This window comes from Kitasatospora purpeofusca (assembly GCF_042691725.1).
Lineage (GTDB): Bacteria > Actinomycetota > Actinomycetes > Streptomycetales > Streptomycetaceae > Kitasatospora > Kitasatospora purpeofusca_B.
Genome location: NZ_CP170483.1, coordinates 1271038 through 1297075 on the forward strand (window position 1 = coordinate 1271038; position 26038 = coordinate 1297075).

A 26038-nucleotide genomic window follows, 5' to 3' on the forward strand; every position below is an offset into this window, starting at 1 on the left:
GCATCACTCGAACCCCTGGTCGACGAGGGAGAACAGCTCGTCATCGGTGGCGGACCCGAGGTCGTCCCCGTCGCTCCCGTCGGCCCCGTCGTCCGGCACCCCGCACAACTCCAGTAGCTCGCGCAGGCGTTCGGCGATCCGGTCGCGGGCGCCGTCCTCGGCCAGGACCGCCGGCAGCGCCTCGTGCAGCCGGTCCAGGTCGGCGAGCACCGGGGTGGCCTCCGAGGCGTCCTCGGCGAGGCGCGCCAGCACGTGGCGGGCCAGGCTCAGCGGGTTCGGGAAGTCGAACACCAGGGTCGAGCGCAGGTGCACCCCGGTGGCGCGCATCAGGCGCTTGCGCAGTTCGACCGCCATCAGCGAGTCGAAGCCGACCTCCTTGAACGCCCGCTCGGGCCCGACCTCGTCGGCGCCCGGGTGTCCGAGGACGGCGGCCGCCAGGGTCCTTACGAACGTGACCAGTTCGCGCTCGCGCTCCTCCTCGGGCAGCGCCGCCAGCCGCCGTTGCAGCGCGTCGGCCCCCGGGCTCTCGGGCGTCCCGGCACCGCCCGCCGTACGGCGGACCTCCACGGCGCGGAGCAGTTGCCGCAGCGGAGCGCGCACGGCCTCCGGGCGGGTGCGCAGTGCCGCGCGGTCGGGCCGGGCGAGTACCAGTCCGGGCCCGGCCGCACGCAGCGCCTCGTCGAACAGCACGAGCGCCTCGGCCTCCGTCAACTCCAGTAGTCCTTCCTGGAGTTCGGCCTCGGATCCACCGAGTCCGGTGGGCCCCCAGGCGAGCGCGGCGGCGGGCAGGCCGTCCGCGTGCCGGGCGGCCGCCAGCGCCTCGGCGAAGGCGGCGGCCGCGGCGACGGCGGGCGGTTCGGGGGCACCGATCAGGCCGCTCGCCGGGGAGAGCGTCACGAGCGACGCGCCCGGATGCGCGGCGAGGAGTCCGGAGAGGGCCAGGGCCGCTTCGACGTCCGGCTCCGCAGCGTCGCGGGCCGCATCGGCCACCGCGAGCAGCACGCCGGCCACCGGGTACCCGGCGGTGGCCGCGTCCAGCGCGGCGCGCAGCCCGTCGTGGTCGCCGGGTGCCCAGGTGAGGACCTCGGCCTCGGCTCCCGCCTCGGCCAGCCGGTCCGCCAGTCGGTGCACGGTGCCGCTGCCCGTGTCGCTGCCGGTGCCACCCCCCGGCAGCAGGACCAGGCGACGGACGCCGTGGGCCGCGACCAGGTGCCCGGCCAGCGCGACGGCCGGCGGGCCATCCGCGCCGCTGATCAGCACGGTGCCGCCTCCCGCGCCCCACGGCTCCGCTGCCGCACGGTCGGCCGCCGCCCTGGCCAGCGACGGGGCGAGCAGCCGTCCGCCGCGCACGGCGAGCCTCGGTTCACCGGCGGACACCACCCGGGGCAGTGCGGCGGCGGAGGCCGGGTCGCCGTCCAGGTCGGCCAGCAGGATCCGGTCCGGGTGCGCGGCCTGGAGCGCGCACCCGGCGCCCCAGGTGGCCGCCCCGGCCGGGTCGGGCACCCGGTCCCCGTTCCCGGTGAGGACGGCCTGCCGGGTCACCAGCAGGAGCCTGCTCTCCGCCAGCCCCGGTTCGGCCGCCCAGGCCGCGACCTGAGCCGCCGGGCCGGTGGCGGACCGGGCCGCCGCGCGGGACATCCGGCGGAATGCTTCCGCGCCGGTCCGGTCGGCGCCAAGGTCGGCGGTGTCCGGGTCCGTGACGGCGAGCACGACCGTGTCCGGTGCGGGCGAGCCGGCCGCGACGGCGGCGGCGAGGGCCGCCACATCCGCGTACCGGGCCGCCGCCTCGAAGCCCGCGAGGGCGTCCGCCGCGCCGAGCACGGCGAGACGTCCCGGCACACCACCGCGCGACGCGTCCTCCTCCCGCTCCGACCAGGTCAGCCGCAGGAGCGCGTCCCGGTGCGCACCGCCGGCCGCGCGCAACTGCTCGGCGGAGACCGGGCGCACGGTCAGCGACTCGACCACCGCGACCGGACGGCCCGCCGCGTCCGCGACGCGCATCGACACCGCGCCCTCCCCGGCCGGGGTCAGCCGGACCCGCAGGCCGACCGGACCCGTGCCGGAGAAGCGGACACCGTGCCAGGAGAAGGCGACCCGGACGTCCTCGTCCTCGTCGGCACCCACGCGGAGCGTCTGGACCCCCGCGTCGAGCAGGGCCGGGTGCACGGCGAAGCCCGCCGCCTCGCGCTCGTGCTCGGCCGGGAGCGCGACCTCGGCGAACAGGTCGTCGCCGTGCCGCCAGGCGGCCCGCAGGCCCCGGAAGGCGGGGCCGTAGTCGACCCCGGAGGCCGCCAGACGCTCGTAGAAGTCGTCCACGTCCAACGGCACGGCGCCGACCGGAGGCCGGCTCGCCCACGCGGGATCGGCGTCGTCCAGGTCCGCGCCCTCGACCAGCGTGCCGTCCGCGTGCCGGGTCCAGGGCTGGTCGGCGGGCGCGTGCTCGGGCCGGGAGTGGATGCCGATCGCACGGGCACCGGCCTCGTCCGGCGCACCCACGACGACCTGGATCCGCAGAGCCTCGGAGTCCGGCAGGACGAGCGGCGTGTGCAGGGTCAGCTCCTCGACGGTGGGAGTGCCCACCTCGCCGCCCGCCCAGGCCGCCAGCTCGACGAAGAGCGTCCCCGGCACGATCGTCGTACCCAGGACGACGTGGTCGGCGAGCCAAGGGTGAGCCGCGGCGGAGAGCCGACCGGTGAACAACACGGTGCCGTCGTGCGCCGAGCTGACCGCCGCGCCCAGCAACGGGTGCTCGGCCGAGGCCAGCCCGAGCCCGCCCGGGTCTCCCGTCCGGACACCCTGGTCGAGCCAGTAGCGGCGGTGTTGGAAGGCGTAGGTCGGCAGATCGACGTGCCGCCCGGCGGGGAGCAGGGTGGTCCAGTCGACGGGCAGACCCGCGACGAAGGCCGCCGACAGGGCCGTCACCAGACGCGCGGGACCACCCTCGCCACGGCGCAGGGTCTCCAACACCGCAGCGTCCGGGACCTCTTCCAGCTGGTCCGCGACCGGGACGACCAGCCCGGGATGCGGACTGCACTCCACGAACAGCGTGTGCCCGGCGGCGACCGCGGACCGCACCGCCGCGTCCAGCCGGACCGTGCCGCGCAGATTGTCGAACCAGTACGAACCCGCCAGCTGATCCGGTGAGTCGACCGCTTCGCCGGTCACCGTCGAGAACATCGGCACCCGGCCGGCCAACGGCCTTACACCCGCCGACAGTTCGACGACCTCGTCACGCACCGCATCCATGTACGCCGAATGCGAGGCGTAGTCGACCGGAATCCACCGCGCCCGCACCTCCTCACGCTCGCACCGCTCCACCACGGCGGTCAGCGCCTCGATCTCCCCGGACAGCACCACACTCGACGGCCCGTTCACCGCCGCCAACGACAACCGCCCGTCCTCGGCCACGAGTTCGGCGGCCCGATCCGCGTCGACCCCGACGGAGAGCATCCCGCCGCCCGTCACCCCGCGCAGCGCCCGGCTGCGCGACACCACCAGCCGGACCGCATCCTCCAGGGACAGCAGCCCCGCCACGTGCGCAGCCGCGATCTCGCCCTGCGAATGCCCGATCACCGCCGCCGGCCGCACCCCGCACGACTCCCACCAGCGGGCCAGGCCCACCATCACCGCGAACAACACGGGCTGAACCACGTCGACGCGATCCAGCAACGCCCCCGAACCGTCCCGCAACACCTCCAGCAACGACCAGTCCGTCAGCGGGTCCATCACCCCCGCACACTCCCCGATCGCAGCCGCGAACACCGGTGACGCGTCGAGAAGTTCGACGGCCATCCCCGCCCACTGCGACCCCTGCCCCGGGAACACGAACACCGCACCCGGCTCGTCGGTCCGCCCCGCCACCGGCAGTGACTCCGCGCCCCACTCCCCGAGCCGATCCACAAGTTGGGACAGCTCCCGCCCGGACACCACCGCCCGGTGCTCGAACACCGCCCGACCCGTCACCAGCGACCGGCCGACATCCATCGGATCGGCCCCGGGATGCGCCACCGCCCACTCCCGCAGCCGCTCCACCTGCTCCCTCAGCGCCGCAGCCGACCGCGCCGACATCACCCAGGGCACCACACCGCCGACCGCCTCGGCCGCCGCCGGAACCTCCGCCTCCGACGCCGCCTCCAACACCACATGCGCATTGGTGCCGCTGATGCCGAACGAGGACACCCCGGCCCGGCGCGGCCGACCGGTCTCCGGCCAGGCCACCGCCTCCGTCAGCAGCTCGACCGCGCCCGCCGACCAGTCCACGTGCGACGAGGGCGCGTCCACATGCAGCGTCCTCGGCAGCAGGCCGTGGCCCAGCGCCATCACCATCTTGATCACACCCGCCACACCCGCCGCCGCCTGGGCATGGCCGATGTTGGACTTCACCGACCCCAGCCGCAGCGGCCGGTCCTCCGGACGACCCTGCCCGTAGGTGGCCAACAGCGCCTGCGCCTCGATCGGGTCACCCAGCGTCGTCCCCGTCCCGTGCGCCTCCACCACGTCGACGTCCGCCGTGGTCAGGCCCGCGTTGGCGAGCGCCTGTCGGATCACCCGCTGCTGGGACGGCCCGTTGGGGGCGGACAGGCCGTTGGACGCGCCGTCCTGGTTCACCGCCGAACCCCGCACCACCGCCAGCACCCGGTGCCCGTTGCGGCGCGCGTCCGAGAGGCGCTCCAGCAGGACCAGGCCGACGCCCTCGCCGGCGCCCATGCCGTCGGCCGCCGCCGAGAACGCCTTGCAGCGGCCGTCCGCCGACAGCCCGCGCTGCCGCGAGAACTCGACGAAGAACTCGGGCGTCGACATGACCGTCACCCCGCCCGCGAGCGCGAGGTCGCACTCCCCCGAGCGCAGCGCGTTCGCCGCCAGGTGCAGCGCCACCAGCGACGACGAGCACGCCGTGTCGATACTCACCGCCGGGCCCTCCAACCCCAACGAGTACGCAACCCGGCCGGAGGCGATGCTGCTCGCGCTGCCGTAGCCGACGTAGCCCTCGACCTCTTCCGGGACGCGCTCGAGGCGCGAGCCGTAGTCGTTGTCGATGACGCCGGCGAAGATCCCGGTCCGACTGCCGCGCAGCGAGCCGGGGTCGATGCCGGCCCGCTCGACCGCCTCCCAGGAGGCCTCCAGCAGCAGCCGCTGCTGCGGGTCCATCGCCAGCGCCTCACGCGGCGAGATCCCGAAGAACTCGGCGTCGAAATCCGCCACGCCGGACAGGAATCCGCCGCGACGGACGTAGCTCTTCCCGGACGCCTCCGGGTCGGGGTCGAAGAGCCCGGCCACGTCCCACCCGCGGTCGCCCGGGAAGTCGCCGATCGCGTCGCGGCCGGCGGCGACCAGCTCCCAGAGGTCCTGGGGCGAGCCCACCCCGCCGGGGAAGCGGCAGCCCATGCCGACGATCACGACCGGATCGCCGTCGGCACCGGCCCGGACGGCCGACGCGGGCACGGGCGGCGCCGCCGACTCGTCCGGTCCGGCACCGCCGATCAGCCGTTCCAGCAGGTGACCGGCGAGCCGGGCCGGGGTCGGGTGGTCGAACACCAGGGTGGACGGCAGCCGCAGACCGGTCGCGCCGTTGAGCCGGTTGCGCAACTCGACGCCGGTCAGCGAGTCGAAGCCCAACTCCTTGAAGGCCCGGGTCGCGTGCACCGCGTCGGCCGACCGGTGGCCCAGCGCGCCCGCGGCCTCGGTCCGGACGATCTCCAGCAGCGCCCGCTCGCGCTCGGCCGCCGCCAGGGCGGCGATCCGGGCGGCCAGTGGGGCCGCGCCGGGCTGCCGGTCGCGCCGGCGGGTCGCCACGCCCAGCAGGTCGCCGAACAGCGCGGGTGCGGACGCCGCACGGGCGCGGATCGCCCGGAGGTCCAGGTGCGCGGGCACGAGGGTCGCGCCGGGTTCGGCGAGCGCGAGGTCGAACAGGCTCAGCGCCTCCTCGGCCGGCATCGCGACCGCGCCGGTCCGCGCCCACCGGGCGAGGTCGGCCTCGCTCAGCCGCCCGCCCATGCCCTGCGCGCCGGCCCACAGGCCCCAGGCGAGTGAGATCGCCGGCAGGCCGAGCGCCCGGCGGTGCTGCGCCAGGCCGTCCAGGAAGGCGTTGGCGGCGGCGTAGTTGCCCTGGCCCGGGCCGCCGAAGGTGGTCGCTCCGGAGGAGAAGAGCACGAAGGCGGCGAGCTTGGCGTCCCGGGTGAGTTCGTGCAGGTGGTGCGCCCCGTCGGCCTTCGGGCGCAGCGACCGGTCCAGGTGCCCGGCCGTCAAGGTCTCGACCAGTCCGTCGTCGACGATGCCCGCGGTGTGGACCACGCCGGTCAGCGGGTGCTCGTCGGGCACCCGTGCCAGCGCCTCGGCCAGGGCGTCGCGGTCGGCGAGGTCGCAGGCCAGCAGGGTGGCCTCGGCGCCCAGCTCGGCGAGGTCGGCGAGGAGTGCGGCGGCGTCCGGCGCGGCGGTGCCACGGCGGGACAGCAGCAGCAGCCTGCGCACGCCGTGGCCGGTCACCAGGTGCCGTGCGACGAGCGCGCCGAGGCCGCCGGTGGCGCCGGTGACCAGGACGGTGCCCTCCGGGTCGAGCCCGCGGTCCGCGGTCGGCGGCGGGGTCGCACGGACCAGCCGGGGCACGAGCAACGTCCCCTCGCGGACGGCCAGTTGCGGTTCCGAAGCGACGAGCGCCAGCGGCCACCGGGTGAGCGAGGCGTCGTCGCCGTCGAGGTCGAGCAGGGCGAAGCGGCCGGGGTGCTCCGACTGCGCCGAGCGCACCAGGCCCCAGACGGCAGCGGCCGCGACATCGGCGACCGGCTCGTCCGCACGGGCGGCGAGCGCACCGGTCGTCGCGACGACCAGGCGGGCGCCGTCGAAGCGGTCCTGCGCCAGCCAGGCCTGGAGCAGGCCGAGCACCGAACCCAGCAGCCTGCGGGTCCGGGCGGGGACGTCCTCCCCGGCCTCGGGCGCCACCGGGACGTGCAGCACGACCGTGGCGGGCACGGACCCGTCGGCCCCGGCGGCTGCGGCCAGGTCCTCGAACCGGGCGGCCGGGCGGTGCTCCTCGGCCAGGCGCGCGCCCAGGCCGGGCGCGTCCGCGCCGACCGGGCCGAGCAGGGCCCATGGCGGCACCGCCCCGGAGTCGGGCCCGACCGCCCGCCACTCCACCCGGAACAACGCGTCGCGGTGCGACGGACCGGCCGGGCGCAGCTGCTCCGCCGTGACCGGGCGGACGGTGAGCGCCGCCACCGACGCGACGCCCGTCCCCGCGTCGTCCGCCAGGTGCAGCGACACCGCGTCGGCCCCGGTGGGCGACAGCCGGACCCGCAGGCGGGAGGCGCCCGCGGCCGGCCCCGGCCCGTCGGCCGACCGAACGCCGCGCCAGGCGAAGGCCACCCGCGCCCCGGCCGTCGGACCGGCGGGCCCGTCCGGCTCGCGGGCCGCCGCCAGCACGTGGAGGGCGGCGTCCAGCAGGGCGGGGTGCAGCTCGAAACGGTCGGTCCCCGCGCCGGCCTCCGCCGGGAGTTCGACCTCGGCGAACAACTCGTCGCCGCGCCGCCAGGCGGCCCGCAGGCCCTGGAACACCGGGCCGTAGTCGAAGCCGGCGGCGCCCAGCCGCTCGTACGCGCCGTCGGTCGCGACGGGTGCGGCACCCGGCGGCGGCCAGGCGGTGAGATCCGGCGCGCCGACGTCGGCCCCCTCGGCCGGGACGACCAGCGTGCCGGTGGCGTGCCGGGTCCAGGGCTGGTCGGCGGGCGCGTGCTCGGGCCGGGAGTGGATGCCGATCGCACGGGCACCGGCCTCGTCCGGCGCGCCGACGGAGACCTGGAGCTGGACGCCGCCCGTCTCGGGCAGCACCAGCGGTGCGGGCAGGGTGAGTTCCTCGATCTCACCGTGGCCGACCCGGTCTCCGGCCCGCAGGGCGAGCTCCACGAAAAGCGTGCCGGGGACGATGACCGTGCCGAGCACGGCGTGGTCGGCGAGCCACGGATGGGTGACGGTGGAGAGCCGACCGGTCAGGACCGTCCCGGAGCCGTCGGCCAGCTCGACGGCGGCGCCCAGCACCGGGTGGTCGACGGCGAGTTGGCCACGGCCGGCACCGGAGGATCCCGCGTCGGCAGCCGTCACCCAGTAGCGCTCGCGCTGGAACGGGTAGGTCGGCAGATCGACCTGGGGACCGGCGGGGAGCAGGGTGGTCCAGTCGACGGGCAGGCCCGCGACGAAGGCCGCCGACAGGGCCGTCACCAGACGCGCAGGGCCACCCTCACCGCGGCGCAGCGTCTCCAGGGCGACAGCGTCCGGGACCTCTTCCAGCTGGTCCGCGACCGGGACAACCAGCCCGGGGTGCGGACTGCACTCGACGAACAGCGTGTGCCCCTCCGCGAGGGCCGCGCGCACCGCCCTGTCCAGCCGGACCGTGCCGCGCAGGTTGTCGAACCAGTACGAACCCGCCAGCTGATCCGGTGAGTCGACCGCTTCGCCGGTCACCGTCGAGTACATCGCCACCCGACCGGCCAACGGCCGCACACCCGACGACAGTTCGACGACCTCGTCACGCACCGCGTCCATGTACGCCGAATGCGAGGCGTAGTCGACCGGAATCCACCGCGCCCGCACGCCGTCGCGTTCACACCGCTCCACCACGGCCGTCAGCGCCTCGATCTCCCCCGACAGCACCACACTCGACGGCCCGTTCACCGCCGCCAACGACAACCGCCCGTCCTCGGCGACGAGTTCGGCGGCCCGATCCGCGTCGACCCCGACCGACAGCATCCCGCCACCCGTCACCCCCCGCAGCGCCCGGCTGCGCAGCACCACCAGCCGGACCGCATCCTCCAAGGACAGCAGCCCCGCCACATGCGCAGCCGCGATCTCGCCCTGCGAATGCCCGATCACCGCCGCCGGCCGCACCCCGCACGACTCCCACCACCGCGCCAGACCCACCATCACGGCGAACAACACCGGCTGCACCACGTCGACGCGATCCAGCAACGCCCCCGAACCGTCCCGCAACACCTCCAGCAACGACCAGTCCGTCAGCGGGTCCATCACCCCCGCACACTCCCCGACGGCCGCCGCGAACACCGGCGAGGCATCCAGGAGTTCGACAGCCATCCCCGCCCACTGCGACCCCTGACCCGGGAACACGAACACCGCACCCGACGCACCCGCCACCGCAGCCGACTCACCCCCGGCCACCTCACCCAACCGGTCCACGAGCTCCGCCACCGACCCGCCGGCCACCACCGCCCGGTGCTCCAGCGCCGCCCGACCCGAGGCGAGCGTTCGCGCCACCGCCACCGGATCGACCTCCGGACGGTCGGCCACCCAACCGCGCAACCGCTCCACCTGCGCACGCAGCGCGGCCTCGGACCCCGCCGACAGTGCCCAGGGCACCACCCGGCCGACCGGCTCCGCCGGTGCCGGAACCTCAACCTCCGGCGCCTCTTCCAGGATCACGTGCGCATTGGTGCCGCTGATCCCGAACGAGGACACCCCGGCCCGACGCCGCCGACCGGTCTCCGGCCAGGCCACCGCCTCCGTCAGCAGCTCGACCCCACCCGCCGACCAGTCCACGTGCGACGAGGGCGCGTCCACATGCAGCGTCCTCGGCAGCAGACCGTGGCCCAGCGCCATCACCATCTTGATCACACCCGCCACACCCGCCGCCGCCTGGGTGTGCCCGATGTTCGACTTCACCGAACCCAGCCACAAGGGTTCGCCGGCCCGCTCACGCCCGTACGTCGCCAGCAGCGCCTGCGCCTCGATCGGGTCACCCAGCGGCGTCCCCGTCCCGTGCGCCTCCACCGCGTCGACATCCGCCGGAGCCAGTCCCCCGCTCGCCAACGCCGCCCGGATCACCCGCTCCTGCGACGGCCCGTTCGGCGCCGTCAGACCGTTGGACGCCCCGTCCTGGTTCACCGCACTGCCCCGCACCACCGCCAGCACCCGGTGCCCGTTGCGCACCGCGTCCGACAACCGCTCGACCAGCAGCAGGCCCACGCCCTCCGCCGCGCCCATGCCGTCGGCCGTCGCGGCGAAGGCCTTGCTCCGCCCGTCCGGTGCCAGGCCGCGCTGGCGGGAGAACTCCACGAAGAAGTCCGGGGTGGACATCGCCGTCACCCCGCCCGCGAGCGCGAGGTCGCACTCCCCGGACCGCAGCGCGTTCGCCGCCAGGTGCAGCGCGACCAGCGACGACGAGCACGCGGTGTCCACCGTCAGCGCCGGGCCTTCCAGCCCGAACGTGTACGCGACCCGGCCCGAGGCGACGCTGGTGGCGTTGCCGGTGAGCACGTGCCCTTCGACGCTGGACGGCATCCCGCCCGTCGCGTAGTCGTGCCCGGCCATCCCGGCGAAGACGCCGGTCCGGCTGCCGCGCAGCGAACGCGGGTCGATCCCGGCCCGTTCGAGGGTCTCCCACGCCGTCTCCAGCAGCAGGCGCTGCTGCGGGTCCATCGCCAGCGCCTCACGCGGCGAGATCCCGAAGAACTCGGCGTCGAAGTCCGCCACCCCGGACAGGAATCCGCCGCGACGGACGTAGCTCTTCCCGGACGCCTGCGGATCGGGGTCGAAGAGCCCGGCCACGTCCCACCCGCGGTCGCCCGGGAAGTCGCCGATCGCGTCGCCCCCGGCGGCGACCAGCTCCCAGAGGTCTTCGGGCGACGCGACACCGCCGGGGAAGCGGCAGCCCATCGCGACGATCGCCACCGGTTCGTCGGCGCGGACCGCCGTGCTCACGGCGGAGGGCGCCTCGGCGGACGCGGTCCCGCCCTGAGCGGCGGCGGCGAGGAAGCCCGCGAGCCGGAGCGGCGTCGGGTGGTCGAACACCAGGGTGGACGGCAGCCGCAGACCGGTCGCGCCGTTGAGCCGGTTGCGCAGCTCGACGCCGGTCAGCGAGTCGAAGCCGAGTTCCTTGAAGGCCGTCCCGGGGCGCACGCTCTCCGCCGAGTCGTGGCCGAGCACCACGGCCGCCTCCGTCCGGACCAGGCGCAGCGCGAGGTCGACGCGCTCCTCGGCCGAGGCGCCGGCCAGCCGCCGGGCCCACGGCAGGGCGCCGTCGGCGGCCGCCGCGCGGCGCGGTGACGGCGGACCGGCGAGCGCCCGCAGCAGCGGCGGCACGGGGCCGGTGGCGGCGCGCAGCGCGGCGAGGTCCAGCCGGGCCGGGACGAGTGCCGCCTCGGGGCGCTGCCACGCGGCGTCGAACAGGGCGAGCCCCTGCGGCGTCGAGAAGGGCAGCAGCCCGCCGCGGGCGAGCCGCTTCAGGTCCGCGGCGGCGAGGTGTTCGGTCAGTCCGGTGCGCTCGGCCCACAGGCCCCAGGCCAGGGACGTGGCCGGCAGGCCCCGGGCGCGGCGGTGGTGCGCGAGGGCGTCGAGGTAGGCGTTGGCCGCGGCGTAGCCGGCCTGGCCGGGGGTGCCGAGGACGCCGGCGGCCGAGGAGTACAGCACGAAGGCCGACAGCTCGGTGTCCCGGGTGAGGTCGTGCAGGTTGGCGGCGGACTCGGCCTTGGCGCGCAGGACGCGGTCGACCTGTTCCGGCGTCAGCGCGTCGACCAGCCCGTCGTCGAGCACGCCGGCCGCGTGGACGACGGCGGTGAGCGGGTGCTCGGCGGGGATCGCGGCGAGCACCCGGGCGAGGGCCTCCCGGTCGGCCGCGTCGCAGGCCTCGATGCGCACGTCGGCGCCCAGCTCGGCGAGTTCGGCGGCCAGCTCGGCCGCGCCGGGGGCGTCCGCGCCGCGCCGGCCGAGCAGCAGGAGGTGCCGGACGCCGTGCCGGGTGACCAGGTGGTGGGCGAGGTGGCGGCCGAGGGTGCCGGTACCGCCGGTGATCAGCACGGTCCCGTCGTCGGCGAGCGGCCGGGGCAGGGTCAGCACGACCTTGCCGATGTGCCGGGCGCGGCTGACGAAGCGCACCGCCTCGCGGGCGTGGCGCAGGTCGAAGGTGCGGACGGGCAGCGGGTGCAGGGCGCCCGCCTCGAAGAGCGCCGCGAGTTCGGCGAACAGTTCGGCGATCCGGTCCGGCCCGGCGTCGATCAGGTCGAACGCCCGGTAGCGGACGTCCGGGCGGTCGGCCGCGAGGGCCTCCGGGCCTCGCACGTCCGTCTTGCCCATCTCGACGAACCGGCCGCCGTCCGCGAGCAGGCGCAGCGAGGCGTCCACGAACTCCCCGGCGAGCGAGTTCAGGACGACGTCGACGCCCCGGCCGCCGGCGGCCTCGGCGAAGCGCCGCTCGAAGCCGGTGTCGCGGGAGGAGGCGATCCGGTCCTCGGGCACGCCGAGTCCCCGCACGACCGGCCACTTCGCGGGGCTCGCGGTGGCGAGGACCGTGGCGCCCCAGTGCCGGGCGAGCTGGACGGCGGCCATGCCGACGCCGCCGGCCGCCGCGTGGACGAGGACGGTCTCGCCGGGCCGCAGCCCGCCGAGGTCGCGCAGCCCGTACAGCGCTGTCAGGAAGACCACCGGCACGGAGGCCGCCCGGGCGTACGACCAGCCGGCGGGCATGCGGGCCAGCAGACGGTGGTCGGTGACGGCCAGCGGGCCGAAGGCGCCGTCGAACAGGCCCATCACCCGGTCGCCCGGCGCGAGCGCGGTGACGCCCGGTCCGACCTCGGTCACGACGCCCGCCGCCTCGGCGCCGACGACCGCCCGGCCGGGGTACATGCCGAGCGTGATCAGCGCGTCGCGGAAGTTCACCCCGGCCGCCCGCACCGCGACCCTGACCTGCCCGGCGGCGAGCGGTTCGGCCACGGCCGGGTGATCGACGACGGCGAGGGCGTCGATGGTGTGCCGGGGGCCGGACTCGACGCGCCAGGGCGCGGGCCCGTCCGGCAGCACGAGCGCCGGGCCGGCGCCGGCGCGGACCAGCCGCGGGGTCAGCACGGTACCGTCCCGGACGATCGCCTGGGCCTCACCGGACGCCAGGACGGCGCGCAGCAGGTCCACGGGGAGCGGAGGGTCGGCCCGGTGCGGGTCGTGGCCGAGGCCGTGGTCGTGGTCGTGGTCGAGGCCGAGGTCGACGAGGACGAAGCGGTCCGGATGCTCGGTCTGGGCGCTGCGGACGAGGCCCCAGATCGCCGCGTGCGCCGGCCCGGGGACGTCCTCGGACGGGTCGGACGCGATCGCGCCCCGGGTGACGACCACCAGGCGGGCGGCGGCGAGGCGTTCCTCGGCGAGCCAGCCGCGGAGGGCACCGAGGACGGCATGGACGGCGGCCGAGACGGCGGCGGGCCCGGTGCCGTCCGCGGGCGGGCAGGACAGGACGGCGACGTCGGTCCCGGCCTCGGCGGCCGCGGCCGGGTCGGGGTGGGCGGGAAGGCCGTGGTCCGGGTGGACCGGCTGCTCCGGCGACGGCGCGCCGAGCAGCGCCCAGCGCTGCCGCGAATCGGGCTCGGCCTCCGGCAGGGCCGTCTCCGTCCAGTCCACCCGGTGCAGCCAGGCCGGGTCGGCGGCGGCCGGACCGGCGAGCCGCCCGGGGGCCAGCGGCCGCAGCACGAGCGACTCGGCGCGCGCCACCGGCGAGCCGCTGCGGTCGGTGGCCAGCAGCGACACCGACTCGCCGCCGGTGCGCCGCAGCCGCACCCGCAGGGCGGTGACGGGCTCGACGGTCGGCTCCCTGGTCACTCCCGCCCAGGCGAAGGGCAGCAGTGTGCTGCCCGAGGCCTCCACCGCGTCCAGCGCGGTGAGGTGCAGGGCGGCGTCCAGGAGCGCGGGGTGCAGGTGGTAGCCGTGCGCGTCCCGGGCGGGTCCGTCCGGACCGTCCTGTCCGCTCGGTCCATCCGGTCCGTCCGGTCCGTTCGGGAGGTCGACCTCGGCGAACAGGTCGTCGCCGTGCCGCCAGGCGGCCCGCAGGCCCTGGAAGGCGGGGCCGTAGTCGTAGCCGAACTCGGCCAGGCGCTCGTAGAGCGTGGTGGTGTCGACGGCCTCGGCCTGCGGGGGCGGCCACGGGAGGAGTGCCTCTGCCACGGCCTGCGGCGGGGTGGCGGAAAGGCTGCCGGTGGCGTGCCGGGTCCACGGCTCGTCCTCGGGGGCGCCCTCGGGTCGGGAGTGGACGGCAAGGGCCCGGACGCCGGTCCCGTCGGGCGCGGCGAGTGCCACGTGCAGCCGCACTCCGGCCTGTTCGGGCAGCACGAGCGGCTCGTGCAGGGTGAGTTCGTCGACCATCGGGCAGCCGGCCTCGGCGCCGGCCCAGGCCGCGAGGTCTAGGAAGGCGGTCCCCGGCACGAGGACGGTGCCGTGCACGGCGTGGTCGGCGAGCCAGGGGTGGGCGGGTACGGACAGCCGTCCGGTGAACGACATCCCGCCGTCCTCCGGCGAGCGCACGGCGGCGCCCAGCAGCGGGTGGCCGGCCGCCACGAGGCCGAGGTCCTGCGCGGCGCCCGCGACGGGCGGCGCGTCGAGCCAGTAGCGGCGGTGCTGGAAGGCGTAGGTCGGCAGATCGGCGCGGGGACCGGCGGGCAGGAGGGTGGTCCAGTCGACGGGCAGGCCCGCGACGAAGGCCGCCGACAACGCCGTCACCAGACGCGCAGGACCACCCTCGCCACGGCGCAGGGTCTCCAGCACCGCAGCGTCCGGGACCTCCTCCAGCTGGTCCGCGACCGGAACGACCAGCCCGGGATGCGGACTGCACTCCACGAACAGCGTGTGCCCCTCCGCGAGGGCCGCGCGCACCGCCCTGTCCAGCCGGACCGTGCCGCGCAGATTGTCGAACCAGTACGAACCCGCCAGCTGATCCGGCTCATCGACCACCGCACCGGTCACCGTCGAGAACATCGCCACCCGACCCGCCAACGGCCGCACACCCGACGACAGTTCGACGACCTCGTCACGCACCGCGTCCATGTACGCCGAATGCGAGGCGTAGTCGACCGGAATCCACCGCGCCCGCACCTCCTCGCGCTCGCACCGCTCCACCACGGCGGTCAGTGCCTCGATCTCCCCGGACAGCACGACACTCGACGGCCCGTTGACCGCCGCCAGCGACAACCGCCCGTCCTCGGCGACGAGTTCGGCCGCGCGCTCCGCGTCGACCCCGACCGAGAGCATCCCGCCGCCGGTCACTCCGCGCAGCGCCCGGCTGCGCAGCACCACGAGCCGGACCGCGTCCTCCAGGGACAGCAGCCCCGCCACGTGCGCCGCCGCGATCTCGCCCTGCGAGTGCCCGATCACCGCCGCCGGCCGCACCCCGCACGACTCCCACCACCGCGCCAGACCCACCATCACGGCGAACAGCACGGGCTGCACCACGTCGACGCGCTCCAGCAACGCCCCCGAACCGTCCCGCAACACCTCCAGCAGCGACCAGTCCGTCAGCGGATCCATCACCCCCGCACACTCCCCGATCGCAGCCGCGAACACCGGTGACGCGTCCAGGAGTTCGACAGCCATCCCCGCCCACTGCGACCCCTGCCCCGGAAACACGAACACCGCACCCGACGCACCCGCCACCGCAGCCGACTCACCCCCGGCCACCTCACCCAACCGGTCCACGAGCTCCGCCACCGACCCGCCGGCCACCACCGCCCGGTGCTCCAGCGCCGCCCGACCCGAGGCGAGCGTCCGCGCCACCGCCAGCGGATCGGCCTCCGGACGGTCGGCCAACCACCCCCGCAGCCGCTCCACCTGCGCACGCAGGGCCGCAGCCGATCGCGCCGACAGCGCCAACGGCACCACCCCACCCGCACCCGCGGTCGTCACCGGCTCCGCCGGAACGCCCCCGAGGTCAACGGAAGCGGGCTGCTCGATGATCACGTGCGCGTTGGTGCCGCTGATCCCGAACGAGGACACCCCGGCCCGACGCGGCCGGCCCGTCTCCGGCCAGGCCACCGCCTCCGCCAGCAGCTCGACCCCACCCGCCGACCACTCCACGTGCGGCGACGGCGCGTCCACGTGCAGCGACTTCGGCGCCACCCCGTGCCGCAGCGCCATCACCATCTTGATCACACCCGCCACACCCGCCGCCGCCTGGGTGTGCCCGATGTTCGACTTCACCGAACCCAGCCACAAGGGTTCGCCGGCCCGCTCACGCCCGTACGTCGCCAGCAGCGCCTGCGCCTCGATCGGGTCACCCAGCGTCGTCCCCGTCCCGTGCGCCTCCACCACGTCGACGTCCGCCGTGGTCAGGCCCGCGTTGGCGAGCGCCTGCCGGATCACCCGCTCCTGCGACGGGCCGTTCGGCGCCGTCAACCCGTTGGACGCCCCGTCCTGGTTCACCGCACTGCCCCGCACCACCGCCAGCACCCGGTGCCCGTTGCGGCGTGCGTCCGACAGCCGCTCGACGACGAGCAGGCCGACGCCCTCTCCCCAGCCGGTGCCGTCCGCGCCCGCCGCGAAGGGCTTGCAGCGGCCGTCGACCGACAGCCCGCGCTGACGGGCGAACTCCACGAACACGTGCGGCGTCGACATGACCGTCACCCCGCCCGCGAGCGCGAGGTCGCACTCCCCCGAGCGCAGCGCGTTCGCCGCCAGGTGCAGCGCCACCAGCGACGACGAGCACGCCGTGTCGATGCTCACCGCCGGGCCCTCCAACCCCAACGAGTACGCGACCCGGCCCGAGACGACGCTCCCGACGCTGCCCGCGAGCAGCAGACCCTCGTAGCCGTCCGGGGCCCGGTGCAGCCGGGAGGCGTAGTCGTGGTGCATGACGCCGGTGAAGACGCCGGTCCGGGAGCCGCGCAGCCCGGCGGGGTCGATGCCCGCATGCTCCAGCGCCTCCCAGGAGGTCTCCAGCAGCAGGCGCTGCTGCGGGTCCGTCGCGCGTGCCTCGCGCGGCGAGATCCCGAAGAACTCGGCGTCGAAGTCACCGGAGTCGTACAGGAAGGCGCCGTGCCGGGTGTACACCGTTCCGGTGCGGGACGGGTCCGGGTCGTACAGGGCGTCGACGTCCCAGCCGCGGTCGGTCGGGAAGCCGCCGACCGCGTCGGTCTCCTGTGCGACGAGGCGCCACAGCTCCTCGGGCCCGGTGACGCCGCCGGGGTAGCGGCAGCCCATGCCGACGATCACGATCGGGTCGTCGTCCACCGGGGCGGCCGCGGGCGTCGGGGCGGCCGCCGCCGGGGCGCCCACCGCCTCCCTGGTCAGCCGTGCCGCGAGGGCGGTGGCGCTGGGGTGGTCGAACACCACGGTGGCGGGCAGCCGCAGGCCGGTGAGCGTGTTGAGCCGGTTGCGCAGTTCCAGCGCGGTGAGCGAGTCGAAGCCCAGTTCACGGAAGGCGCGTTGGACGTCGACGGTGTCCGCCTCGCCGTGGCCGAGCACGGTGGCGGTCTGGCTGCGGACTAGGTCGAGTGCCGCGCGGGCGCGGCGGTCCTCGGGCAGGTCGGCCATCCGGCGCGCCCAGGAGGACGCGTCCCCGGCGCCGTCCGTCCCCCCGGCACCCGTCGCCGCCCCGGCCGCGCGCTGCAGCGGGGCGCGGACGAGTCCGCGGAGCACGGACGGCACGGTGCCGGCCGCCGCGAGGTCGCGCAGCGCCGCACGGTCGAGGCGGGCGGTGACGGCGTACGGCAGGTCGCACCGCAGCGCCGCGTCGAACAGCGCGAGCCCGTCCTCGGTGGACAGCAGGCCGATGCCGCCGCGCGCGAGTCGGGCGAGGTCGGCGGCGGCGAGGTAGCGGGTCATCCCGCTGCCTTCGGCCCACAGGCCCCAGGCGAGCGCGTTGCCGGGCAGTCCGGCCGCGCGGCGGTGCTCGGCCAGGGCGTCGAGGAAGGCGTTCGCGGCCGTGTAGGCGCCCTGGCCGGCGTTGCCGGTGACCGAGGTGACGGAGGAGAACAGTACGAACGCGTCCAGCTCCTGCCCCCGGGTCAGCTCGTGCAGGTGCCAGGCGGCGTCCGCCTTGGGGCGCAGGACGGCGGCCAGGCGTTCGGGGGCGAGGCTCTCCACCGTGGCGTCGTCGAGGACACCGGCGGCGTGGACGACGACGCCCAGGGGGTGCGCGGCCGGGAGGCCGGCGATCAGCGCCGCGAGCCCCTCGCGGCGGGCGACGTCGCACGCGGCGATCGTCACCCGCGCGCCGAGCGCGGCCAGTTCGGCCCGCAGCCGCTCGCCGCCGTCCGCCTGCTGCCCGGTCCGGCTGACCAGCAGCAGGTGGCGCAGGCCGTGCTCGGTGACCAGCCGGCGGGCGATCAGCGCACCGAGGGTGCCGGTGCCGCCGGTGATCAGCGCCGTGCGCTCCGGGTCGAGCGGGCGCCCGCCGCGCGGGGCCGGGGCCGGAACGAGCCGGGGGCGGTGCGGGATCCCGTCGCGCAGGGCCAGTTGGGGCTCGTCGGCGGTGACGGCGGCCCGCAGGGCGCGGCCGGAGCGCGCGGGGTCGTCGAGGTCGATCAGGGTGATGCGGCCCGGGTGCTCGGACTGCGCGGTGCGCAGCAGGCCCCACACCGGGGACTGGCCGAGGCCCGGCACGGCGTCCCCGGGCCGGACGGCGACCGCGCCCCGGGTGACGACGACCAGCCTGGCGGCGTCCGGGCGGTCGCCGGCCAGCCAGGCCCGGACGGTGTCGAGGGCCCAGCGGGCGGCGGCGTGCGCGGCCTCGGCCGTGCTGTCGCCGGGCACGGCGGCGACGGCGGGCACGGCGGCGACCACCACGGCGGGTGCCGGGTGCCCGGCGGCGGTGTGGGCGTCGAGCCCGGCGAGGTCCGGGAACGCGGCGCGCGGGTCGAGGCCGAGGTCGTCGGCGCCGAGGACCACGCAGTCCGGGTCCGCCGCGGGGGCGGCGGCGGGCAGTTCCGTCCAGCGCAGTTCGAACAGCGCGTCACGCGGGGTGGGCCCGGCCGGTGCGAGCCGGTCGGCGGGCAGTTCGCGCAGGCTGAGGCCGCCGACCGTGAGGACCGGCGCCCCGGTGGGGTCCTCGACGGCGAGTGCGGTGGTGCCGTCCGACGCGGGCGACAGCCGGACGCGCAGCGCGTTGGCGCCGGTGGCGTGCAGCCGCACGTCGGTGAAGCTGAACGGGATGCGCGGGGCCGCGGCCCCGGTGGACGCGGTCCCGTCGGCAGCCGTCCCGGCGGTGGCGTCGGCCAGCAGCAGCGGGTGGAGCGCGGCGTCGAGCAGGGCGGGGTGGACGCCGTGCGCGGCATCGGCCCGGTCGGGTTCGGCGGGCAGGCGGACTTCGGCGTACAGGCGGTCTCCCGCGCGCCAGGCGGCGGCGAGGCCCTGGAACCACGGGCCGTAGCCGTATCCGAGGCGGTCGAGGCGGTGGTAGGCGTCGGCGAGGTCCATCGGCTCGCTGCCGGGCGGCGGCCAACTCCCCTGCATGGTAGGGGCGATGGGCCCCTCGGTGGCCGTCAGCGCGCCGGAGGCGTGCCGCGTCCAGGGCCGCTCGGCGGGCTCGTCGTCCGGTTCTCCCTCGGGGGCGGACGGCCGGGAGTCCACGGTGACGGCGCGCCGGCCCGCCGGGTCGGCGGGGGCGACGGCCACCCGCAGCTGCGTCCGCCCGGTGTCGGGCAGCACCAGCGGGGCCTCCAGGGTGAGCTCCTCGACGCCCGGGCAGCCGGCGAGCGCGCCCGCCCGGAGCACGAGGTCGAGGAAGGCCATGCCGGGCAGCACGACCGTGCCGGTGACCGCGTGGTCCGGCAGCCAGGGCCGGGTGTCCGCGGAGAGCCGGCCGGTGACCAGGGTGGTGCCGTCCGGGGTCGTGGTGACGGCGCCGAGCAGCGGGTGGTCGACGGCGTCGAGGCCGAGGTCGGCGGGGCTGGTCCGCCCGGGCCCGGCGGTCAGCCAGTAGCGGCGGCGCTGGAAGGCGTAGGTCGGCAGGTCGACGTGCCCGCCGCGGTGGTCCCCGGGGAGCAACGCGTCGGGGGCGGGCTCCGCCCCGTGCACGATCGCCTCGGCGACGGAGGCGAGGAACTGCCCGAGGCCGCCGTGGTCGCGCCGCAGGGTGCCGATGGCCGTGCCGCCGGGGCCGCCGTTGCCGCAGTCGTCCAGCGTCTCCTGGGTGCCGATCTTGAGGACGGGGTGCGGACTCGCCTCGACGAAGAGCCGGTGGCCGTCCGCGCTCAGGGCGCGCACGGCGGGCTCGAAGCGGACCTCCTGGCGAAGGTTGCGGTACCAGTAGTCGGCGTCGAGCGTGGTGGTGTCGGTGAGCAGCCCGCCGGTGACGGTCGAGTAGAAGGCGATCCGCGCGGCGCGGGGCGCGAGGTCGGCGAGCGCGGCGAGCAGCGGTTCGCGCAGCGACTCGACGTGCGCCGAGTGCGAGGCGTAGTCCACCGGGATCCGGCGGGCGCGCAGACCGGCCTGCTCGCAGTGGGCGAGGAGGGCGTCGAGGGCGGCGGCGTCCCCGGAGACGACGGTGGTGGCGGGGCCGTTGCGGGCGGCGATGCCGAGCCTGCCGCCCCAGGGCGCGAGGAGTTCGCCGGTCTCCTCGGCGGGCAGCGGCACGGAGACCATGCCGCCGGTGCCGGCCAGGCCGAGCAGGGCGCGGCTGCGCAGGGCGACCACCTTGGCGGCGTCGTCCAGGGTGAGCGCGCCCGCGACGTACGCGGCGGCGATCTCGCCCTGCGAGTGGCCGACGACGGCGCTCGGTTCGACGCCGGCGGATCGCCACAGCGCGGCGAGCGCGACCATGACGGCGAACAGCACGGGCTGGACGACGTCGACCCGGGACAGGTCGGGCGCGCCCGGCCGGCCGCGCAGGACGTCGTGCGGCGACCAGTCGGTCCAGCGGGCCAGCGCCGCCGCACAGGCGTCCAGCTCGGCCGCGAACTCCGGTGAGGCGTCGAGGAGTTCGACGGCCATGCCGGCCCACTGCGAGCCCTGGCCGGGGAACACCAGGGCGGTCGCGCCGCGGGCGGTGGACTGGGCCCGGACGAGGTTGTCGGCCGGCTCGCCGTGGGCGAGCGCGGTCAGCCCGCTCAGCGCGTCGGCGTGCGTGCGGGCGAGGACGACGGCGGTGTGGTCGAACCTGGTCCGGCCGCGCAGCAGGGCGTGGCCGAGCGCGTACCGGTCGGCGGGCCCGTCCGCCCCACCGGCCGTGGCAGTCGCGGTCGCCGTCGTTTCGGCTTCGGCTTCGGCTTCGGCTTCGGCTTCGGCGGCAGCGGCCAGGTGCCGGGCCAGCCGGGCGGCCTGGGCGCGCAGCGCGGCCTCGGTGCGGCCGGAGACGGTGAGCGGCACGGGCAGGTCCGGATATCCGCCGTCCTCGGCCTGCGGCGCCCGGCCGGTGTCCGCCGGCGCCTGCTCGACGATGACGTGCGCGTTGGTGCCGCTGATGCCGAAGGAGGAGACGCCTGCGCGCCGGGGCCGTCCGGAGCCGGCAGGCGAGGGCCACGGGACCGCGGCCGTCGGCACGGTGACCGCGCCGTCCGCCCAGCGCACCTTCGGCGAGGGCTCGCGCAGGTGCAGGACACCGGGCACCAGCCCGTGCCGCAGCGCGAGGACGGTCTTGATCAGCCCGGCGACCCCGGCCGCGGCCTGGGTGTGGCCGATGTTGGACTTCACCGAGCCGAGCAGCAGGGGGTGTTCGGGGGCGCGGTCGGGGCCGTAGACGGCGAGCAGGGCGTGCGCCTCGACCGGGTCGCCGAGGGCGGTGCCGGTGCCGTGGGCCTCGACCACGTCGACGTCTCCGGGCGCCAGCCCGGCGGAGCCCAGCGCCTGCCGGATCACCCGCTGCTGGGCCGCCCCGTTGGGGGCGCTGAGGCCGTTGCTGGCACCGTCCTGGTTGACGGCCGAGCCGACGACCAGGGCGAGCACCGGGTGGCCGTGGCGCCGGGCGTCCGAGAGCCGCTCCAGCAGGACGACGCCGACGCCCTCGGCCCACGCCGTGCCGTCGGCGTCGGCGGAGAACGGCTTGCAGCGGCCGTCCGGGGCGAGGCCACGCTGCCGGGCGAACTCGACGAACATCCCGGGCTCGGCCATCACGGTGGCACCGCCCGCGAGGGCCAGCGCGCACTCGCCGTTGCGCAGCGCCTGAGCGGCCAGGTGCACGGCGACGAGCGAGGAGGAGCAGGCGGTGTCCACGGTGACGGCGGGGCCTTCGAGGCCGAGCTCGTAGGCGATCCGGCCGGAGGCGACGCTCGGGGTGGTGCCGGTGAGCAGGTAGCCGTCCAGGCCGTCGACGGGCTGGTGCATGCGCGGGCCGTAGTCCTGCGCGGTGGCGCCGACGAACACCCCGACGCGGTCGCCGCGCAGCCCGGCGGGGTCGAGCCCGGCGCGCTCCAGGGTCTCCCAGGACGTCTCCAGCAGCAGGCGCTGCTGCGGGTCCATCGCGAGGGCCTCGCGCGGCGAGATCCCGAAGAACTCGGCGTCGAACTCGCCCGCGCCGTCGAGGAATCCGCCCTCGCGCACATACGTGCCCCCGAGCCGGTCCGGGGAGGGGTGGTGCAGGTGGTCGAGGTCCCAGCCGCGGTCCCGGGGGAACGGTCCGATGGCGTCCACGCCCTCGGCGGCCAGCCGCCACAGCTGCTCGGGGGTGTCGGCGCCGCCGGGGAAGCGGCACCCCATGGCGACGACGGCGATCGGGTCGTCGTCCCCGCCGGCCGCCGGGGACGGCTCGGCCCGCCGCTCCCGCACGGGCAGTGCCAGGGCCCGGGAGCGCAGGTGGCGGGCGAGGTCGGCGGGCGTCGGGTGGTCGTAGCCGGCGCTCGCGGGCAGGTCGAGGCCGGTCGCGGCGGACAGCCGCTGGAGGAGCTCGACGGTGGCGAGCGAGTCGAGTCCCGACTCGCGGTAGGCGAGGTCCGCACGGACAGCGTCCCTGGTGGCGTGGCCGAGCACGGCGGCCGCGTGCGAGCGGACCAGGTCGAGCACCACGCGCGTCTGGTCGGCCTCCGGCAGCCCGGCGATCCGGCGGGCGAGCGGCGATGCCTGCGATGCGGGAGCGGGCGCGGACTCCTCGGGCCCGAACTCCTCGGGCGCGGCGGCCTCGGGCGCGACGTCCTCGGGGGCGGCGGCGCGCAGCCAGTACCGGGAGCGCCGGAACGCGTAGGTGGGCAGCTCGACCCGGCGCCGCGCCCGGGCCTCGAACAGCGCGGTCCAGTCGAGCGCGGCGCCCAGGGTGTGCAGCCGGGCGGCGGTCTCGGCCAGGGCGTCCGCCTCCGGCCGGCCGGCCCGCAGGGTGGCGACGGCGGCGAAGGCCTCACCGCCCTCGGGCACCGAGCACTCCCGGGCCAGCGCGGACAGGCTGCCATCTGGCCCGAGTTCCACCAGGACGGTCGCACCGGCCTCGCGCAGCCGGTCGACGCCGTCCCCGAAGCGCACCGTCCCGCGCACCTGCCGCACCCAGTAGTCGGGCGAGCACAGCTCCTCGTCGGACGCCGTGCGGCCGGTCAGGTTCGACACCACGGGCGTCGTCGGCGGACGGAAGGTCAGCCCCCGCGCGACCTCCGCGAAGGCGTCGAGCATCGGCTCCATCCGCGGCGAGTGGAAGGCGTGGCCGACCCGCAGTCGCCGGACCTTGTGGCCCCGCGCCCGCCACTGCTCCCCGAGGGCGAGCACGGCCTCCTCGTCGCCGGAGACGACGGTGGCCGCCGGCCCGTTCACGGCAGCGACCGCGACCCGGTCCCGGAGGCCGGCGAGCGCCTCCACGACCTCCGCCTCGCCCAGGCGGACCGCCACCATCGCGCCGCCCGTGGGCAGTTGCTGCATCAACCGGCCCCGGGCGGCCACCAGGGCGCAGGCGTCGGGCAGGTCGAGGACGCCGGCCACGTGCGCGGCCGTGAGTTCACCGATCGAGTGGCCGAGCAGCAGGTCGGGGACGATGCCCCAGTGCGCCAGCAGCCGGTGCAGCGCCACCTCGACGGCGAAGAGGGCGGGCTGGGTGAACTCGGTGCGGTGGACGAGCTCCGCCTCCCGGCTGCCCTCGGGCGCGAACAGCACCTCGCGCAGCGGGCGCGGCAGGTGCGGGTCGAGGTGGCGGCAGACCTCCTCGAAGGCGGCGGCGAACTCGGGGAACCGGTCGCACAGTTCACGGCCCGTGCCGGGGCGCTGGCTGCCCTGGCCGGCGAACAGGAAGGCGGTGCGGCCGGGCCTGACCTCACCGCTCACCACGCCGGGGGCGGCGTCCGAGGTGCGCAGCGCGTCGAGGCCGGCCAGGAGCCCCGCGCGGTCGGGGGCGAGGACGACGGCGCGGGCGGACAGGTGGCTCCGGGTGGTGGCGGCCGACCAGCCGAGCTGCGCCGGCTCGACCTCGGGGTGCCGCAGCAGGTGTGCGTGCAGGCGGTCGGCCTGGGCCCGCACCGCCTCGGGCGTGGTGCCGGAGAGCGGGGCGAGGACCGGGGACCCGGGGTGCGCGACCGCCTCGGCGGGGCCGGCGGCGGGCGCCGCCCAGGCCGGCTCGCTCCCACCGGTCGGCGGTTCCGCCAGCACCACATGGCAGTTGGTGCCGCCCATGCCGAACGAGCTCACGCCGGCGACCAGCCGCCGCCCGGGCTGTGGCCAGGCGCCCGTCGTGTCCTGGACGCGCAGGCCGAGCTCCTCCAGCGGGATGCGGGGGTTCGGGGTCTCGTAGTTGAGGCTGCGCGGCAGCTCCCGGTGGCGGATGGCGAGGACCGTCTTGACCAGCCCGAGGATGCCCGCCGCACCCTCCAGGTGGCCGAGGTTGGTCTTCACCGAGCCGACCCGCAGCGGCGCGCCGCCCGGGCGGCCGGTGCCGAGCGCGGCGCCGAGGGCCGCCGCCTCCACCGGGTCGCCGACGGGGGTTCCGGTGCCGTGCAGTTCGACGTACTGCACGTCGGCCGTGCGGAACCCGGCCCGGCGGTGGGCCGCGCGGATCACCTGCTCCTGCGCCGCAGCCTCGGGCGAGGTGAGCGCCGCGCCGCCGCCGTCGTGGTTCATCGCGCTGCCCGCCACCACGCAGTACACGGTGTCGCCGTCGGCGAGCGCGCGCTCCAGCGGCTTGAGCACGACGACCGCGCCGCCTTCGCCGCGAACGTAGCCGTTGGCGCGGGCGTCGAAGGTGAAGCACCGCCCGTCCGGGGAGAGACCGCCCAGTTTGCCCGCCTCGCCCGGGGCGTCGGGGACGAGGTCGAGGTTGACGCCGCCGGCCAGGGCGAGTGCGGACTCGCCGCGCCGCAGGCTCTCACAGGCCACGTGCACCGCGACCAGCGAGGACGCCTGGGCCGCGTCGACCGTCATGCTGGGGCCGCGCAGGCCGAGCGTGTAGGAGACCCGGTTGGCGATCATGCTGCGGTGCAGGCCGGTCACCTGGCGCGCGCCGGCCGCGATGCCCGCGCGGCGCAGCAGCTCGGCGTAGTCGTCCCAGATCGCCCCGGCGAACACGCCGACGGGGCCGCCGCTCAGCCCGTACGGCGGGATGCCCGCGTGTTCCAGGGCCTCCCAGCACAGTTCGAGCATGAGCCGCTGCTGCGGGTCCATGAGCGCCGCCTCGCCCGGAGCGATGCCGAAGAACTCCGGGTCGAAGCCGCCGACCTCGTCCAGGTAGCCACCGCGCCGGGGCCGGTCCGGCCCGCCGGCGGCGACCGCGGCGCCGGGGCGTTCCGGCGGCGTCACGGCGCGGCGACCGTCAGGGAATTCGCGGACGGAATCGACGCCGGTGCGCAGGAGTTCCCAGAGCCCGTCCGGGGTGTCGGCTCCCGCCACCCGGCAGGCGAAACCGACGATCGCGACAGCATCCGAATCGGCCATACCGTTCCATCACGTCCAGAGTCGATTAGCACGGGCGAGCGCAGGCAGCAGAACTGTGAATCGGGCGATCGATGATCCGCAAGCACCGGGTTTCGGCCATCCCAAAGCCGTAGAAGGGCACCGAAGTCACCCAAAGCCACTCGACACGCTCCTGTAACAAGGCCTGGAGCTGCGGAAATGTGATCACCCGACAAGCCCACTGATCCGGATCCCGCCACCGCGGACGTCGAATCTGTACGTCCGATTTCGATTCGAAGAAACCGCCGGGCAGCGGATTGCCGTTCGACCTCAATTCACCGGAGTCACTCCTGTCACTCGACAGCGCGACCTCGCGTCGACCGGAATATCGAATTCCTCACCGCTCGAACGTTTGACGGATTATCGAAGGCGACATCTTTCCGACCCTCCGGTGAATTCCCGCCCACCGAGGACCTGCCGTCAGCCCGAGGGGCCGCGGGCCCCGGAGTCCGCGCGCGAGGACGGTGCCGGCCCTGCCGGTCATGAGCTCCCCTTTCGTAGG

Annotated in this window: 1 protein-coding gene; it reads right to left on the reverse strand. The window is 76.4% G+C overall.

Going from position 1 to position 26038, the window contains the following annotated elements; translation table 11 throughout:
• Positions 1 to 3: 3 nt before the first annotated feature.
• Positions 4 to 25518, reverse strand: coding sequence for an SDR family NAD(P)-dependent oxidoreductase (locus tag ACFCLZ_RS05190; RefSeq protein WP_380283484.1), 25515 nt, complete (start codon positions 25516 to 25518; stop codon positions 4 to 6).
• Positions 25519 to 26038: the final 520 nt, after the last annotated feature.

Excerpts from the sequence above, each read along its gene's own strand:
- ACFCLZ_RS05190 (WP_380283484.1), bottom strand. The coding sequence starts at position 25,518 with ATGGCCGATTCGGATGCTGTCGCGATCGTCGGTTTCGCCTGCCGGGTG.